The organism is Pseudoalteromonas sp. FUC4 (assembly GCF_008370255.1).
Lineage (GTDB): Bacteria > Pseudomonadota > Gammaproteobacteria > Enterobacterales > Alteromonadaceae > Pseudoalteromonas.
The window spans coordinates 155,039-172,269 of the sequence record NZ_SEUI01000004.1; the positions used below are offsets into that span (position 1 = coordinate 155,039).

The following is a 17,231-nucleotide window of genomic DNA, read 5'->3' on the forward strand; positions in this document are numbered from 1 at the left end:
TTATCAGAAAAAAGAAGGGGATTACATCTCCTTTCATTCTTTGTTGTGATTTTACTAACTAAAATACGAGTTTGTGTGAGTTAGGACAGTGTTAATGTGAGTTAGTTTTGTTGTGTAATGCATATTGTAGGTACTTTTTATGAAGATCAACAAGTTCTATATGCACTAGGTTTAAACTACGGTCGTTATTTAAAATATCATTCGCTTTTTGCTGTTTATCGGCACGTGACATTTGTGAGGCAATAATACTTTTAACTTGCTCGATATTTGTGCTGTCACGTTTTACTGTACGCGCTATTTGTACAGAGGTTGGTACATCAATAAGTAGGGTATGGTCGCAATACTTATCAAGATTATTCTCAAACAATAAAGGCGCTACTAAAACAGCATAAGGGCTAGTTGCATTATTTAAATCGGTTAGTATTTTTACCCGAATAAGAGGGTGCAGTAACGCATTAAGCCATTCTTTGTCATTGTTGTTAGTAAATATTTTTGCGCGAAGCTCTGCTCTATTTAATGTTCCATTTGGCAATAAAATATTATCACCAAAGTGTTGGGCAATCGCTTTAAGCCCTTTGCTGTTAGGCTCTACTACTTGACGCGCAATTATATCGGCATCAACGATTGTAATACCAAGTTCTTCAAACATGTTACTAACGGCTGTTTTACCACAGCCAATACCACCTGTTAAACCTAATACCCAGCTATTAACTTTAGTTATTTGCTCACTCATTTTAATAACCAATTAAATTAAAATAAGCGCCTTGAATTTGGTTGCCCCAAAGCATTGCAATCCAGCCCGCTATTGCTAAATAAGGCCCAAAAGGGATAGGAGTCGCTTTGTCTTTACCTTGAATACTCAACAGTGCAATACCTATTATGGCACCTACTACGCTCGAAAGCAGAATAATAGTAAGCAGGGACTGCCAGCCAAGCAAAGCACCAAATACAGCGAGCAATTTAAAATCGCCATAGCCCATGCCTTCTTTTCCGGTTAGTAACTTAAATAACCAAAACACACTCCATAAGCTTAAATAACCGCAAGCTGCGCCAATAATGGCATCGGTTGGTGTAATTGTGTAACCCAATACCGAGGCAATAAGTGCAAGCCATACCAGCGGAAGTGTAAGTTGATCTGGCAGCAGCATGTGGTCAATATCAATAAAGGTCAGTGCGACTAAAATCCACGTTACAAAAATATATAAAAGGGCTTGCTCGGTCGCACCAAAGCTATAGGCAACAATTAAACTTAATAGGGCAGTAATTAGCTCTACAGCAGGGTAGCGAGCAGAAATAGGGTTACTGCAACTCGCGCATTTACCTTTAAGTATTAACCAACTAATTATAGGGATATTCTGCCAAGGCTTTATGGCTGTTTTACATTTAGGGCAGGTAGAATTGGGTTTTACTAAGTTAAAAGGCTCGTTGATATTGGCTTGTTTAGATTTATTGGCTGTAAGTTCATCTTCTAGCAGTAGTCTGCATTCGCTTTGCCACTCACGTTGCATCATCAACGGTAAACGATAAATAACTACATTTAAAAAGCTACCAATACATAAACTAATTAAGCCAATTGTGGTTAAATAAAACCACAATTGGCTTTGCATTACTTCTATAATACTTTGCATCATATTACCTGAAAATTATTTTAAAAATTAAGCGTTTAAAAATTAAGTGAAGTATTTATCACAAAGAGAAGTTAAAGAGAGTAAATGAGAAGACATTAATAGTTATATCTTAACAAAAAGGTAAGCCTCTCTTTTATTTCCTGTAAATTGTTATTTTTGGTAATTAAATAACAGAGCCCAATTGGAAAATAGGTAAGTACATCGCAACAATCAACCCACCAACAAGTACACCTAGTACGGCCATAATAAGCGGCTCTAATAAGCTAGATAAGCCATCAACTGCATCATCAACCTCTTGCTCATAAATAGTGGCTACTTTTGCAAGCATACCATCTAGTGAGCCAGACTCCTCACCAATAGCAACCATTTGTATTACCATATCAGGAAATATTTTTGAGTTACGCATTGCCCAGTTCATTTGATTACCAGAGCTAACCTCTGCTTTAATATCTAAAATAGCGTAACGATAAACTGCATTACCTGAAGCGCCTGCAGCAGAATCAAGCGCATCTACAAGTGGCACACCAGCGGCAAACGTGGTCGAAAGAGTACGTGCATAGCGAGCAACGGCTGCCTTATTTAAAATCATGCCAATAACAGGGAGTTTAAGTATAGTTCTGTCGGTAGCATCCCGGAGTTTTAAACTTCGTAGTTTTGCTTCTTTGAATGCATACCCAAAAGCTACAATAGCGATTAATATTACCCACCAATACGCTTGCATAAATTCTGATATACCAATTACAAATAAAGTAAAAGCAGGAAGTTCTGCCCCAAAACCTGCAAAAATATCTTGGAACTGGGGTACTACAAATATTAATAATATGGAGGTAACAATACCTGCAATAACTAATACTGAAATAGGGTAAAACATTGCTTTTTTAATTTTAGATTTTAGTGCTTCGGACTTTTCTTTATATAAAGCTACTCGGTCAAATATTTTATCAAGCGCCCCTGATTGTTCGCCCGATGCTACTAAGTCGCAATATAAATCATCAAAATAGCGAGGGTGTTTTCTAAGCGCTGTAGATAATGGCTGCCCCGCTTTTACTTCATCAGCAATAGTCTCCATTAGTTTGGCAACACTTTTATTGGTTGAACCAGAGCCAATCATTTCAATTGCTTGAATAAGGGGAACGCCAGCCATAAGCATGGTTGCTATTTGCCGAGTCAGTAAAGCGATATCCTTTGGAGTAACCTTTTGAACACTTTGAATACCAAATAGGGGTTTTGCTTTACGCTTCACTTTTGAGGGGGTTATACCTTGTTTACGAAGTTGGGCTTTTACTAATGCAATACTATTGCCTGTAAGCTCACCTTCAAGTTTTTTCCCTCGCGCACTTACACCGACCCACTGAAAAGTATCGAGGCCTTTATCTTGTTGTTTTTTTGCCATTAAGAGTACCCAGCTGAATTTGGTTTAAAACTTCATTATTATAAGCATAACTTAAACTAATGATTCTTGGTAGAAAAGTTGGGCGCTTTAAAATCGTTGCCCAACGGACCAAAACCTAGGTCCGTAAATATACCCTTTATCAGGATCAATATTATTATAAATACTTATCGCTTTTTGTAAGTAAAGGTACCATGCAAAAATAAATAAGATGGCTATTAAAGCTTTTAAGTATTTATTTATGGTGAGGCTTTGGTTGCTTTTTTTATTAATTCTTCCAAGTAGCAATCCCCACATTATAAATAAGAGTGTTTGCGAAACCGGCATTACATGCACACCAGAAAATAGTGAGTATGTAATTCCTATAGCAAAAGAATAAAAGAGGCTTTCAGTAATGATGTCTTTTTTATACTTTTTTAAATGCGCTATAGCTTTTTTAAAGGTTTTAAAAACAACTATTAAAATACATATAAGGGCGATAAGGCCCCACTCATTTAAAATTTCAATTAACGAATTATGAGGATGGCTAAAAGGAGCTGAGCTGCCAAGTGACATTTCAAATACCCCAGGGCCATTGCCGATAAATAAATGCTTTAAAGATAGATTAGAAAGAGTATTAAACCATAGGTCGATACGGCCTGAGGTGGATGTGCGTAGTATTTCAGCACCTCCTTTATTTAACGAATCTAGAGCATAAAAAGTAATACAACTTAAAACAAAGCAGGCTAATCCGATAAGTACTTGTTTTTTTAATGTAGTTTTTAAAGCAAGAGCAAAAATAGAGAAAACTAAAAATGAGAGTAAAGCCCCACGAGCTTGCCCAATAAATATAAGTAATAAGTTTAAAAACAAAATAATAAATACAACACGCTGAATGCTTTTAAACTTTAGGAGTAGCACCAAAAATGGAAGTATAAACACCTGTACTTGGTTAAAAAAACGAATGTTAATAAAACCGGAGTAGATTATATAGGGGTTTAAGGGCTGTTGTTCAGATAGCGTAAAAGTTATATTAAGTAGGCATATTAAAATTAAGCTCGTATGAGCTATCAATAATGCATAAATGATAAATAAAATAGACCTTTTGTCATTTATGGTACTTACATAACACATAGTTAAAATAAGTAAGCTTATATGAAATGTGTAAAGTAAGCTAAAACTTTGCTCCGCACTCATTAATGCAGATAAACAACCACAAAAGATAAAAACTGAAAATAATATTCCACTTTTTTTGTTTAGTACCAGCCTAAACATAGGCTCTTTAATGTCTAAAAAAGAAGTAAGCGCTATAAAGCTCATACTAAGTAACAACGCTATTTGGACGATACGTTGGTGGTTATGGTAATCGTAGGAAATTATGGGTATCAAAGGTATTAGCGTACATAGAAAAAACAAGCTGATGATTGATGGTTTTATTATATTTATTATATTCATGAATGCTGATTCTTACGCATTAAAAAAGCGCCAAACTAGGCGCTTTTAGTAATCAATAAATGATTAAGAATGAGGACAGCTTTTAGGAGCTAAAGCTTTGCCTTCGTCGCTAGTTATATTGGATGTTACACATGACCACTCTCCAGTCGAGCTGCGGTTCCATGTAAGTATCGCTCCAGCGACTTGTGTTGGAGCGCTTACTATTTTACAAGCAATTGATGTTGCTGTCGTAGAAATTTCACAGTTTTTAGTTGGTGTTTTAAGTCCAATTTCATCAAGAGTTGGAGCATCTGCTTCACCGTTGTTTTTTGCTATTTCAAAACCAGTTCTACCAGCTGATATTTCAGCTAAACCCGCAGTTAATTTAGATGTAGCTTGGTAGTTTGAGTAAGCAGGCAATGCGATTGCAGCCAAAATACCGATGATTGCTACTACAATCATTAATTCAATTAGGGTGAAACCCTGTTGTTTTTGAGTCATTGTTTTCATGTTTCCTCTCCTAAAGGATAGATTTTTGTAAGTTAAATCACTTAAGCGGCAAAATGCCTCACTTAATTTAACTGATTTACTTTACAGTTTTACTTAAAATTAATTTTATTACACTTTAGCTTTAGAGTATGAAACACAAAAGCTAGACGTGAATTCATTATGTTTAGTACTAACTATAAAAGTTTACTAAGAGCACTACACGTTGTAGCAACAAATAGTATAGGCATAAAGTAAGTAGTTTAGTTGCTTTAGTTTTTAATTTTATTTTTAAAAATAAAGAACAACTAAAGATTCTAGTTGTTTATGATTAACTTTTAAAGCAAAGTAATACAACAGTATTAGTCTACCATTTTATTTCAGTAATTAGCACGTACATTTTTTATAAAAAACCATTTTATTTAACAAAATGTTACAAATTAAGCCTTTCGGGTTATTTAATGCTTTTTTGCTTAATTTGTCAACTAATTAGAGTTTTTAAAGTTTTTAAGTAGCTTTAAAATTGCTCAAAACGCATCGATAAATCGATTGATTGTAAATTTTTTGTTAATGCCCCGCTTGATATAAAATCGACACCTGCTTGTGAGTAAGTTTTGAGCGTTTCTAGGGTCATATTGCCTGAAACCTCTAATTTTGCGCGCTTATTGGTTAAAATTACGGCTTGCTTAATTTGCTCTACGCTAAAGTTGTCTAGCATAATTATGTCGGCGCCAGCTTCAATTGCTTGCTTAAGTTCAGGGAGTGATTCTACTTCTACTTCGACAGGTTTGTTTGGGTGATTTTGTTTAGCTTGAGCAACGGCTTTGTTTATTGTGCCACAAGCCGCTATATGATTTTCTTTAATTAAAAAAGCGTCAAATAAACCAATACGGTGATTTGCCCCCCCGCCACATTTTACTGCGTATTTTTGAAGTGCTCGCAGACCAGGTATGGTTTTGCGTGTATCGAGTAGTTGCGTAGTTGTACCACTTAGCTCTTTTACATAATGCGCTGTAGTAGTGGCTGTACCCGATAACGTTTGTACAAAGTTAAGTGCAGTACGCTCGGCAGTTAATATTGAACGCGCTGAACCAGTGGCTGTAAATAATGTGCTGTTTGCTTTAACTGCGTCGCCATCGTTTATAAGTACGTTAACCTCAACGCTTGGGTCTACTTGTTTAAATACTTCAAGGATGATGTCTTTTCCGCAAAAAATACAGTCTTCGCGGGTAATTACTTTGGCGCTTGCTTGCTCATTTTGAGGGATTAATTGCGCGGTAATATCGCCTTCTTGTGCTGTTTGATAATTTAAATCTTCGTCAAGTGCTAGAGTAACAAGCTGAGTAATAAGAGTGTGCGAAATAGACATGGAATGCTCATAAGCGTTAATAAATTAAGCAAATTTTACTATGTTTATAAAAGAAAGAGAAGCGATTACCTTTTCACCAATATAAAGATAAGTGCTTATAGTAAATTAGTATCTACGTGTGGGTTTGTATTATCTGTAGGTGAGGTTTTATACCTGTTTGTTACTATCATTGTTTTAATAAATCCTTTAGCATCAGTACTATGTATATCTTGATATTTATATAATAAACGTATCATGAAAATAGATTTAAACGGTGTTTTAAGTACTGTAGTGCAGCGGCCTTGTTCGCATTTCGATGAGCGCCCTGATGAGGCTGATATTTCTTTATTGGTGATTCACAATATATCATTGCCAGCTGGGCAGTTTGGTACCTCTTTTGTTGATGAGTTATTTATGGGGTGCATTGACTGTAATGCTCATCCTAGTTTTAGTGACTTAAAAAATTTACGTGTATCGGCCCATTGCTTTATAAAGCGCACTGGTGAGGTTATACAATACGTGCCTTTTGAAAAGCGTGCTTGGCATGCTGGGCAATCTGAGTTTGAGGGGGTATCTGCTTGTAATAACTTTAGCATTGGCATTGAGCTTGAAGGTACCGACACCACGCCATACTCTTTAGCGCAATACAAAGTATTAACTACACTTGGTAAATCTATAATACAACGCTATCCAAAAATTACCCCTTCGCGTATTGTTGGTCATTGCGATATTGCCCCGGGACGTAAAACTGATCCTGGCAGTAGCTTTAATTGGCCATTGTTTTTTAATATGCTTGAACAACTAAGTTAAGAGAGTTATTCCCATGATTTTAGTTTCTATAATAATTGCATTAATACTAGAGCGTTTAGGGGCTCGGTCTAATTACTGGCAGATAAGCTATTACACAAATGGTTATTTAAATCGCTCTAGTAAGCTACTAGGTGACAAAGGCTTATTTAGTTCTGCACCGGGTTTTTTAATTTGGCTTTTACTCCCAGTAATAGCAATAGCGTTTATTTATTGTTTATCTGATTTTGTACTATGGCAGTTAGCTATTAATATTGCTGTGCTTTTGGTTTGCTTTGGTTGTGCTAAGCAGCGTGCTTTATATAAGTCGTATTTAAATGCGTTAACGCGAGATGACGGTACTGCTGCATCTTTATATGCGTTGCAAATAGGTCAAAAGCGTACTGATGATCAAGAGGGTGGCGAAACCTTTGGGCAAACATTGGCATGGGTAAACTTTAGATTTTACTGTGCGGTGATTTTTTGGTTTGTTGTTTTAGGCGCGCCGGGCGCAGTTTTATATGCACTGGTACGTACTTTAGCTGATTTAGTACGAGAAGATCATAAAGTAATATTTGCTAAGCGTTTTAAACTTATACATAAACTACTGTTCTGGCTTGACTGGTTGCCTGCACGCATCACCAGCTTTGGTTATTTAGTAATAGGTAACTTTAATAAAGGCACCAGTTGTTGGCTACGTTACGTACTTAACTTTAAATCTCCAAATCGCGAAGTAGTAACATGTACTGCACTTGCTGCAGAGCAAGTTGAAAAGCGTTATTACGGCTGTACCTACGAGGCCACGTGTATGATTAAACTTGTTAAGCGCAATGTATTATTTTACTTAGTACTTATAGCGTTGCTTACATTATTTGGTGGGCTGTCTTAAGTTGATGCCTTTTTAATAAAGTACCTTATGCAATGTAAGGTGCTTTAATCTCTTCCTGCAGTTTTTAAATACAATAAAATAGAGTTAATATTCTAATTTATTCTGGTCAGACCAATTGTTTTCATCCCAAATGCCTTATAACAATTTTTGCAAATTGCGCATTGTTTGATCTTCGTTCAAAATGCGTTACGCTACTTTAATTGCTCAAACTACCTGTAAATTGACAGCTAATAGTGTTTTTGATACCGTATTGAAAATTTTTGGTATGACCAATTTACCTTTTAGGTAAATCATACTACTTAAAGCCCCGTTTTATGGGCTCTTGGTATTTATACAACGCGGACGTTGATTCATGTCTTTAAAGATTAAAGCGGCAAAATTATCTGATGTTATTTTACAGCAACTTGAGAATATGATTCTTGAGGGCTCGTTAGCACCAGGTGAAAAGTTGCCACCAGAGCGTGAACTAGCAAAGCAATTTGAAGTGTCTCGCCCGTCACTGCGTGAGGCAATTCAAAAATTAGAAGCAAAAGGTTTAGTTACGCGTCGCCAAGGTGGCGGCACGTTTGTAAAAAATCAGCTCGAAGAAGGGCTTACTGATCCACTTTTTGATTTGATTAGTAAACACCCTGAGTCGCAGTTCGATTTACTTGAATTTCGTCATGCATTAGAAGGGATTGCTGCTTACTACGCAGCACTGCGCGGGACCAGCAACGATTTTAGCAAAGTAAAACAAAGCTTTGATGAAATTGCCTTAGTTAATGATGATTTACAGCAAAAAGCAAAAGCAATTAATGCATTTCACTTTAGCGTGGCAGAAGCCTCGCACAATGTGGTGTTACTGCATTTAGTTAGAGGTATGAAAGCGCTGCTTGAGCAAAATGTATTGCAAAATTTAACTGTTCTATTAAAAAAGTCAGATATTAGCAGTCAGTTAGCCCAACACAGGCGTTTATTAATGGATGCCGTTATTGACGGTAATCCAGAACAAGCCCGTTTAGCAAGTAATGCGCACTTAGCATTTATCGAAGAAGCACTACTTGAAGCAGGCAAAGAGCATTCGCGAATTGAACGTAGTTTAAGACGCACTAAACAAAATTAAGTTAGTACATAACTACTTTGAACACACAAATTAAGTAGCTGTGATATTAAATTAACAATATTCGTATTTTAAACATAAGGAAACCTCCATATGTCTGAAGTCAATAAAATTGACGTAGACGCGCTAGAAACACAAGAGTGGTTACAAGCTCTTGAATCAGTTGTGCGCGAAGAAGGTGTTGAACGAGCTCAGTTTTTACTTGAGCAAGTATTAGAGCAAGCCCGTTTAGACGGCGTTGATATGCCAACGGGTATTACCACGAACTACGTTAATACTATTCCTGTAGATCAAGAGCCTGCTTACCCAGGTGATGTAAATCTTGAACGTCGTATTCGTTCAATTATACGTTGGAACGCGATTATGATCGTTCTACGTGCATCTAAAAAAGATCTCGACTTAGGCGGCCATATGGCGTCTTACCAATCATCTGCTGCATTTTATGAAGTGTGTTTTAACCACTTCTTTAAAGCACCAAATGATGTAGACGGTGGTGACTTAGTTTATTACCAAGGTCATATTTCTCCGGGTATTTACGCACGTGCATTTGTTGAAGGTCGTTTATCGGCTGCGCAACTAGATAACTTCCGCCAAGAAGTTGATGGCGAAGGCTTACCATCGTACCCACACCCTAAGCTAATGCCTGAATTTTGGCAGTTCCCTACGGTATCAATGGGCTTAGGTCCTATTTCATCAATTTATCAAGCACGCTTCTTAAAATACTTAGATGGTCGTGGCTTAAAAGATACTAAAAACCAACGTGTATATGCGTTTTTAGGTGACGGTGAAATGGATGAGCCAGAATCGCGTGGTGCTATTTCTTTCGCTGCACGTGAAAAACTAGATAACCTTTGTTACTTAGTTAACTGTAACTTACAGCGTTTAGACGGCCCAGTTATGGGTAACGGTAAAATTATTCAAGAGCTAGAAGGCTTGTTTAAAGGCGCTGGCTGGAACGTAATTAAACTAGTGTGGGGCAGCGGTTGGGATATTCTGCTTGCTAAAGACACAACAGGTAAATTACTACAGTTAATGAATGAAACTGTTGATGGCGATTACCAAACATATAAAGCTAAAGATGGCGCGTACGTACGTGAAAACTTCTTTGGTCGCTACCCTGAAACAGCAGCACTTGTTGCTGACATGACAGATGACGAAATTTTCGCGCTTAAGCGTGGTGGTCATGAGTCATCAAAATTATTTGCTGCATTTAAAAAAGCAGAAGAAACAAAAGGCCGTCCAACTGTAATTCTTGCTAAAACTGTAAAAGGTTACGGCATGGGTGAAGCAGCTGAAGGTAAAAACATTGCGCACCAAGTGAAAAAAATGGACATGAGCCATGTTGAGCACTTACGTGACCGTTTAGGCCTACAAGATTTAGTATCTGAAGAGCAATTAAAAGAATTACCATACCTAGAACTAGAAGAAGGTTCACCTGAGTACAAGTACCTACATGCTCGTCGTGATGAGCTTAAAGGTTACACACCTAAGCGTATTCCACGTTTTAGTGAAAAACTTACGTTGCCAGAAGTAGATGCATTTAAGCCGTTACTTGAAGAGCAAAAGCGTGATATTTCTACTACTATGGGCTTTGTTCGTGCACTTAATATCTTATTAAAAGATAAAGGCATTGGTAAAAATATCGTACCAATTATTGCCGATGAAGCGCGTACATTTGGTATGGAAGGTTTATTCCGTCAAATCGGTATTTACAATCCGCATGGCCAAAATTACACGCCACAGGATCGTGATATTGTTTCTTACTATAAAGAAGCAACTTCAGGTCAAGTATTGCAAGAAGGTATCAATGAGTTAGGTGCTATGTCGTCATGGGTAGCTGCTGCAACTTCATACAGCACTAACGATTTACCAATGATCCCATTCTACATTTACTACTCTATGTTTGGTTTCCAACGTGTTGGCGACATGGCATGGATGGCGGGCGATCAACAAGCACGTGGTTTCTTATTAGGTGCTACAGCGGGTCGTACAACGCTAAATGGTGAAGGCTTACAACACGAAGATGGCCACAGCCACATTCTTGCAAACACGGTTCCTAACTGTGTTTCTTATGACCCAACTTACGCGTTTGAAGTTGCTGTTATTGTACAAGATGGTATTCGTCGTATGTACGGTGACGACCAAGAAAATATTTACTACTACCTAACGCTTATGAACGAAAACTACCATCAACCAGCTATGCCAGAAGGCGCTGAAGAAGGTATTCGTAAAGGTATTTACAAGCTTGAAAGTTACGAAGGTAAAAAAGCCAACGTTCAGCTATTAAGCTCAGGTACTATTATGACTGAAGTGCGCAAAGCTGCTTCAATCTTAAGCGAAGAATATGGTATTGCATCAGATGTTTACTCAGTAACATCTTTCAATGAGCTAACGCGTGATGGTCAAGATGTTGAACGTTTCAACATGCTTAATCCTGAAAGCGAGCAAAAAACAGCATTTATCACAAGCGTATTAAACGACTCTGTGACTGTTGCAGCAACGGATTACATGAAAAACTACGCAGAACAAGCGCGTTCATTCATTCCAAGCAGCAACTACAAAGTGTTAGGTACAGATGGTTACGGTCGTTCTGATAGCCGTGAAAACCTACGTCGTCACTTTGAAGTTAACGCAAGCTACGTTGTTGTTGCTACGTTATCTGAACTTGCTAAACGCGGTGAAGTTGAGAAGTCAGTAGTTGTTGAAGCACTTAAAAAGTTCAACATCGACACTAACAAACTTAACCCACTGTACGCATAAGAGGTTTGCAATGAGTATTGAAATTAAAGTACCTGATATTGGTGACGACGAAGTAGAAGTAACCGAAATATTAGTAAGCGTTGGCGATAAAGTAGATGTTGACCAATCATTACTAAATGTTGAAGGCGACAAAGCATCAATGGAAATACCTGCTTCTCAAGCGGGTACAGTTAAAGAGATTAAAGTAAACGTTGGCGACACCGTTACAACAGGCTCTTTAGTATTTTTGTTTGAAGGCGAGAGTGAAGGCACTGATAAGAAAAATACATCAGCCGCTGCTCCAGCTAAATCTGAAGAGGCAGCACCAGCTGCTTCTACAGGTTCTTCAATTAAAGAAGTAACTGTACCAGATATTGGCGATGATGAAGTTGAAGTAACTGAAATCATGGTTGCTGTTGGTGACACCGTTTCAGAAGAGCAATCTATCTTAAACGTGGAAGGCGACAAGGCAGCAATGGAAGTTCCAGCTCCATTTGCCGGTACAGTTAAAGAAATTAAAGTAGCCGCTGGCGACACAGTTAAAACTGGCTCGTTAGTGTTTGTTTTTGAAGTAGCAGGAAGTGAATCTGCAGCACCGGCTAAAGAGTCGGCTCCTGTAGAAGCGCCAGCAGCTAGCTCAACAGCAAATGCAGCACCAAGTACTAAAGAAGTAAATGTACCTGATATTGGTGGCGATGAAGTTGAAGTAACTGAAATTATGGTTGCAGTTGGCGATACGGTTTCAGAAGATCAATCAATCTTAAACGTTGAAGGCGACAAAGCTGCAATGGAAGTACCAGCTCCATTTGCAGGTACAGTTAAAGAAATTAAAGTAGCCGCAGGCGATAAAGTATCGACTGGCTCATTAATTTTTGTATTTGAAGTTGCAGGCAGTGCGCCAGCGGCATCTGCACCAGCTGAAAAATCAGCTCCTGCAGCAGCGGCTAAAACTGAGTCAGCACCGGCTCAAGCGGCACCTGAAAAAGCAAGTAATGAAAGCTTCACAGAAAACAGTGCGTATGCTCATGCATCGCCAGTTGTTCGCCGTTTAGCGCGTGAGTTTGGTATTAACCTAGCTAACGTTAAAGGCACTGGTCGCAAAGCCCGTATAGTTAAAGAAGACGTGCAAAACTACGTTAAAAACCTAGTTAAGCAAGTTGAATCTGGTCAATTATCTGCAGGCAGTAGCGCAGGTGGTAGTGAGCTTGGTCTTATTCCATGGCCTAAAGTAGATTTTGCTAAATTTGGCGAAATTGAAGAGAAAAAGCTGTCTCGCATTCAAAAGCTATCAGGTAAAAACTTACACCGTAACTGGGTACAAATCCCACATGTTACACAGTTTGATGAAGCTGATATCACAAGCCTTGAAGTATTCCGTAAAGAGCAAAATGCACTTAGCGAGAAGAAAAAACTTGGCGTTAAAATCACACCACTTGTGTTTGTGATGAAAGCAGCAGCTAAAGCACTTGCAGACTTCCCAACATTTAACTCTTCACTGTCTAACGACGGCGAAAGTTTAATTCTTAAGAAGTACATTAACATTGGTGTTGCTGTTGATACGCCAAATGGTTTAGTAGTGCCAGTGTTTAAAAATGTTGATAAAAAAGGCATTATTGAATTATCACGTGAGCTAATGGAAGTATCTGTTAAAGCACGTGACGGTAAGCTTACATCGTCTGATATGCAAGGTGGCTGTTTTACTATCTCTAGCCTTGGCGGTATCGGTGGTACGGCATTTACGCCAATTGTTAATGCGCCAGAAGTTGCTATTTTAGGTGTATCTAAATCTGAAATGAAACCTAAATGGAATGGCAAAGAGTTTGAACCAAAACTAATGGTTCCGCTGTCTATGTCATACGACCATAGGGTTATTGACGGAGCATTAGCTGCACGCTTTACTGTGACTCTTGCAAGTTACATGAGCGATATTCGCCAGTTGGTGATGTAACCAGTTTAGTAAAATTGGTATACACAATAAAATAAATAGAATCAAATCCCAGCCAGTTGTTTTTAGCTGGGATTTTTACCATTTGCAATGATACAATCTTTGTACAAATTGCATCACTTTGTGCGCTGCTCACTCTTTCTGCCTTGCAGAAACATGGCAGTTAAATTTTAGGGCAGTGTCCCGTTCAAACAATTAAGGTAAAAGCATGAGCAACGAATTAAAAACTCAAGTTGTTGTACTAGGCGGTGGTCCTGGTGGTTATTCTGCGGCTTTCCGTGCTGCTGACTTGGGCTTAGAAGTTACATTAGTAGAATCTCGCGAAACATTAGGTGGCGTATGTCTTAATGTTGGTTGTATTCCTTCTAAAGCACTTTTACACGTAGCTAAAGTGATTGATGACGCAGCAGAAATGTCATCTCACGGTGTTACTTTTGGCGCACCAAAAATCGATCTTGACCAAGTTCGTACTTGGAAAGATTCTGTAGTTGGCCAGTTAACTGGTGGACTAGAAGGCATGGCCAAAATGCGTAAAGTGAAAGTTGTATCTGGATACGGCAAATTCACTGGCAGCAATACTTTAGTAGTTGAAGGCGCAGACGGCGCTACAACTATCACGTTTGATAACGCGATTATTGCAGCAGGTTCTAAGCCAGTTAACCTACCTTTCATCCCAGAAGATGACCGTGTAATTGATTCAACTGGTGCACTAGAGCTTAAAGACGTTCCAGAAAAACTACTTGTATTGGGTGGTGGTATTATCGGTCTTGAAATGGGTACGGTTTACCGTGCGCTAGGTTCTGCAATTGATGTTGTAGAATTTGCTGATCAATTAGTACCAGCAGCTGATAAAGACATTATCAAAATTTACCAAAAATACGTAAGCAAAAAATTCAACGTAATGCTTTCAACTAAAGTTGTTGGTGTTGAAGCTAAAGAAGACGGCTTATACGTAACGTTTGAAGGTAAAAACGCACCAGCAGAGCCAGTACGTTACGACAAAGTACTTGTTGCAGTTGGCCGTACTCCAAACGGTAACTTACTTGATGCTGAAAAAGCGGGCGTAAACGTTGATGAGCGTGGCTTTATTAATGTTGATAAGCAATTACGTACTAACGTTGACCATATTTTTGCAATTGGTGACTTAGTTGGCCAGCCTATGCTTGCGCATAAAGCGGTTCATGAAGGTCATGTTGCTGCAGAAGTTATTTCTGGTCAGAAGCATTTCTTCGACCCTAAATGTATTCCTTCAATAGCATACACAGACCCAGAAATCGCTTGGGTAGGTGTTACTGAGAAAGAAGCAAAAGAGCAAGGCTTAAAAGTTGAAACTGCGGTATTCCCGTGGGCAGCATCTGGCCGTGCAATTGCATCTGCTCGTACTGAAGGTTCTACTAAACTTATCTTTGATAAAGAAAGTGGCCGTATAATCGGTGGTGCTATGATCGGTATTAACGCAGGCGAAATGCTTGGCGAAATCGGTTTAGGTATTGAAATGGGTGCTGATGGTGAAGACTTAGCGCTTACAATTCATGCTCACCCAACATTGAACGAATCAATCGGCCTTGCAGCTGAAATTTTTGAAGGTTCAATCACTGATTTACCAAACAAAAAAGCAGCTAAAAAGAAGTAATTTAACTTTTTAGCATTTGCTTGAAAAACCCAACTTCGGTTGGGTTTTTTTATGTCTGGTTTTTATTAAATATAAGATTAAATAACAAGAAGTCGTTACAATGCGCGCTTAATTAATTGAAGGTAAATACAGTGAAAAACTCAGTTTTAGCATTACGCGCTCAACAAATAAGTGAATCTCGTCGAGAGTTTAATGCTCGAGGCGGTAAATTAGATCGCTGTGAACAATGCCTGATTGCTAAGCACTACTGTATTTGTAAAGGTGTTGAGCATGCAGATTGTAAGGCAGCGGTATGCTTACTGATGTATCATAATGAAAGCTTTAAACCTTCTAATACAGGGCGTTTAATTGCTGAAATAGTGCCAGATAACCACGCATTTAGATGGGACAGAACAGATCCTAACCCCGCTCTTTTAGCTTTAATAAATGATTCGCAGTATCAGCCTATGGTCGTCTTTCCTGCTGAAGATGTAGAAGAGGGCAGAGCCATTACAGAAGTGAGTATTGAATTAGGTAAAAAGCCGCTATTTATATTCTTAGATGGTACGTGGCGCGAAGCTAAAAAAATGATTCGTAAAAGCCCTTATTTAGATAACTTGCCTGTACTCTCTGTTACTGCTGATAAACTATCTGATTACCGATTACGTGTAGCCCCTCATGCACATCAACTAGGCACTGCTGAAGTGGCTATTATGGTATTAGCACTTGCTGGCGAAATGGATGCATCGACAAAATTAGAGCAGCATTTTATTAAGTTTCGTGATGCGTATTTATTGGGTAAGCGCAACAAGGGCCGACCGCTAGAAGATTAATTTTACGAAGTTAAGCAAATGCTTGCTGATTTTTTAAGTGAGCAAGTGCTTTATTTTGAATAGCTCTGAAGCCTTCTTCAGATGTTAATTGTAAAACAGTATTATACAATTGACTTATACTATTATGCACTTGAATTAACGAGATACAGTCTTCACCAATCATTTCTTTTGCTTCTTCAACTCGTTTTAAAAAGTAGCAGCTAATGTCTATTTTGCCATTAAATTGAGTCGTTGCAATTGCGTTTGCTATTCTATTAAGTTGATAGCTAAACTCATCAGGTCGGGCACCTTCACCCCACTTGCTAATACGAATGTCGCGTTCTAACTGAATAATTTCGTTAAGTATATTTTTAAACTCACTCATTGGCATATTTAAAAAGTTATAACCTTTGGGGTTAAATAAAGCTTTATACGGATTTTCGTTGGGGGGCTGGGCACTTAATACACCAATTGGTTTTGCTGTACTTGCGTCTGATACTTTACACAAAAAGGTATTACTTTGAGATGTTTTAAAATTCATATCCATTGAGTATTTATGATCCTTGCGTTATTTAGTTATCGGCGCAATTAATAAAAAAATTAGCGAAATTTAAAATATTAATAAAGTATTTTAAGGTCTTAGCATTGATTGGCAGGGATGCGATATATTACTTGTTAAAAATTAGTAATAGTTGCTCAGAGCTTTACTCAACCCAAATTTTAGGCAAAGAAAAGCGCGCTCTATCTCTAGGCGCGCTTGCGGAATCTTCTAATTTTCTGCATCCTGCAATTGAACTTAATCAACTCCAATTTTCACTAATCCATGTTTATTACTATATTACTTTTTAGTTCTATGTAATGTAGACCGTCCGGGCCTGTATCCTTAAATTCCTAAACATCCTGTAGGGTAAATACTATTACCAAATCCTTAATTACACTTCCTAGTGTATCCTTGTTTTGACCAATCCCTTGTGTTGCCTTAAAGGCCTGTCCATTTATTCCTTCAACATCCTGTTGAACAACTTAGCCTTGTTGTTATCCTTTTCGCATCTTCCTGACGCTGTCCTTTTTACAACATTGCGTT

The 17,231-nt window shown here is 38.1% G+C and carries 14 protein-coding genes; 7 read left to right on the forward strand and 7 right to left on the reverse strand.

All coding sequences use genetic code 11. From position 1 onward, the window contains the following. Positions 1-91 precede the first annotated feature (91 nt). The 6 genes from coaE to nadC form a co-directional block, all read right to left on the reverse strand. The gene (coaE, locus tag EU510_RS12950; protein WP_149593829.1) at positions 92-733 is read right to left on the reverse strand and encodes a dephospho-CoA kinase; all 642 of its coding nucleotides are present in this window, start codon (positions 731-733) and stop codon (positions 92-94) included. Between the two features lies 1 nt (position 734). Beyond that, entirely contained in the window at positions 735-1,628 is an 894-nt protein-coding gene (locus tag EU510_RS12955) for a prepilin peptidase (protein WP_149593830.1), read from the reverse strand. A gap of 163 nt (positions 1,629-1,791) precedes the next feature. Beyond that, positions 1,792-3,021, reverse strand: a complete 1,230-nt coding sequence (locus tag EU510_RS12960; protein ID WP_149593831.1) for a type II secretion system F family protein — start codon at positions 3,019-3,021, stop codon at positions 1,792-1,794. A gap of 87 nt (positions 3,022-3,108) precedes the next feature. Next, on the reverse strand, positions 3,109-4,317 hold the full coding sequence (locus EU510_RS12965; RefSeq protein ID WP_262501229.1) for an O-antigen ligase family protein: 1,209 nt from the start codon (positions 4,315-4,317) through the stop codon (positions 3,109-3,111). Positions 4,318-4,515: 198 nt separating this feature from the next. Continuing rightward, complete coding sequence (locus EU510_RS12970; RefSeq protein ID WP_149593833.1) at positions 4,516-4,941, reverse strand: pilin; 426 nt, start codon at positions 4,939-4,941, stop codon at positions 4,516-4,518. Between the two features lie 493 nt (positions 4,942-5,434). Further along, the gene (nadC, locus tag EU510_RS12975) at positions 5,435-6,286 is read right to left on the reverse strand and encodes a carboxylating nicotinate-nucleotide diphosphorylase (RefSeq protein WP_149593834.1); all 852 of its coding nucleotides are present in this window, start codon (positions 6,284-6,286) and stop codon (positions 5,435-5,437) included. 234 nt (positions 6,287-6,520) lie between these two features. Here nadC and ampD point away from each other — a divergent pair, with 234 nt between their 5' ends. The 7 genes from ampD (at position 6,521) to EU510_RS13010 (ending at position 16,168) form a co-directional block, all read left to right on the forward strand. Beyond that, the gene (ampD, locus tag EU510_RS12980) at positions 6,521-7,075 is read left to right on the forward strand and encodes a 1,6-anhydro-N-acetylmuramyl-L-alanine amidase AmpD (protein WP_149593835.1); all 555 of its coding nucleotides are present in this window, start codon (positions 6,521-6,523) and stop codon (positions 7,073-7,075) included. A 13-nt stretch (positions 7,076-7,088) separates the two neighbouring features. Further along, on the forward strand, positions 7,089-7,940 hold the full coding sequence (gene ampE, locus EU510_RS12985; RefSeq protein WP_149593836.1) for a beta-lactamase regulator AmpE: 852 nt from the start codon (positions 7,089-7,091) through the stop codon (positions 7,938-7,940). A 352-nt stretch (positions 7,941-8,292) separates the two neighbouring features. Next, a complete protein-coding gene (pdhR, locus tag EU510_RS12990) occupies positions 8,293-9,042 on the forward strand; it encodes a pyruvate dehydrogenase complex transcriptional repressor PdhR (RefSeq protein ID WP_002957764.1) in 750 nt (249 codons plus the stop codon). Between the two features lie 90 nt (positions 9,043-9,132). Continuing rightward, the gene (gene aceE, locus EU510_RS12995; RefSeq protein WP_149593837.1) at positions 9,133-11,799 is read left to right on the forward strand and encodes a pyruvate dehydrogenase (acetyl-transferring), homodimeric type; all 2,667 of its coding nucleotides are present in this window, start codon (positions 9,133-9,135) and stop codon (positions 11,797-11,799) included. Between the two features lie 10 nt (positions 11,800-11,809). Continuing rightward, positions 11,810-13,726 carry a pyruvate dehydrogenase complex dihydrolipoyllysine-residue acetyltransferase gene (gene aceF / locus EU510_RS13000; RefSeq protein WP_149593838.1) on the forward strand — a complete coding sequence of 639 codons (1,917 nt, stop codon included), beginning with the start codon at positions 11,810-11,812 and terminating at the stop codon, positions 13,724-13,726. Between the two features lie 205 nt (positions 13,727-13,931). Further along, entirely contained in the window at positions 13,932-15,356 is a 1,425-nt protein-coding gene (lpdA, locus tag EU510_RS13005) for a dihydrolipoyl dehydrogenase (protein ID WP_149593839.1), read from the forward strand. A 131-nt stretch (positions 15,357-15,487) separates the two neighbouring features. Continuing rightward, a complete protein-coding gene (locus EU510_RS13010) occupies positions 15,488-16,168 on the forward strand; it encodes a tRNA-uridine aminocarboxypropyltransferase (RefSeq protein ID WP_149593840.1) in 681 nt (226 codons plus the stop codon). 10 nt (positions 16,169-16,178) lie between these two features. Here the strand turns inward: EU510_RS13010 and EU510_RS13015 are convergent, their stop codons facing one another. After that, positions 16,179-16,694: a hypothetical protein gene (locus tag EU510_RS13015; RefSeq protein ID WP_149593841.1), complete on the reverse strand. Its 516-nt coding sequence runs from the start codon at positions 16,692-16,694 to the stop codon at positions 16,179-16,181. Between the last annotated feature and the right edge of the window lie 537 nt (positions 16,695-17,231).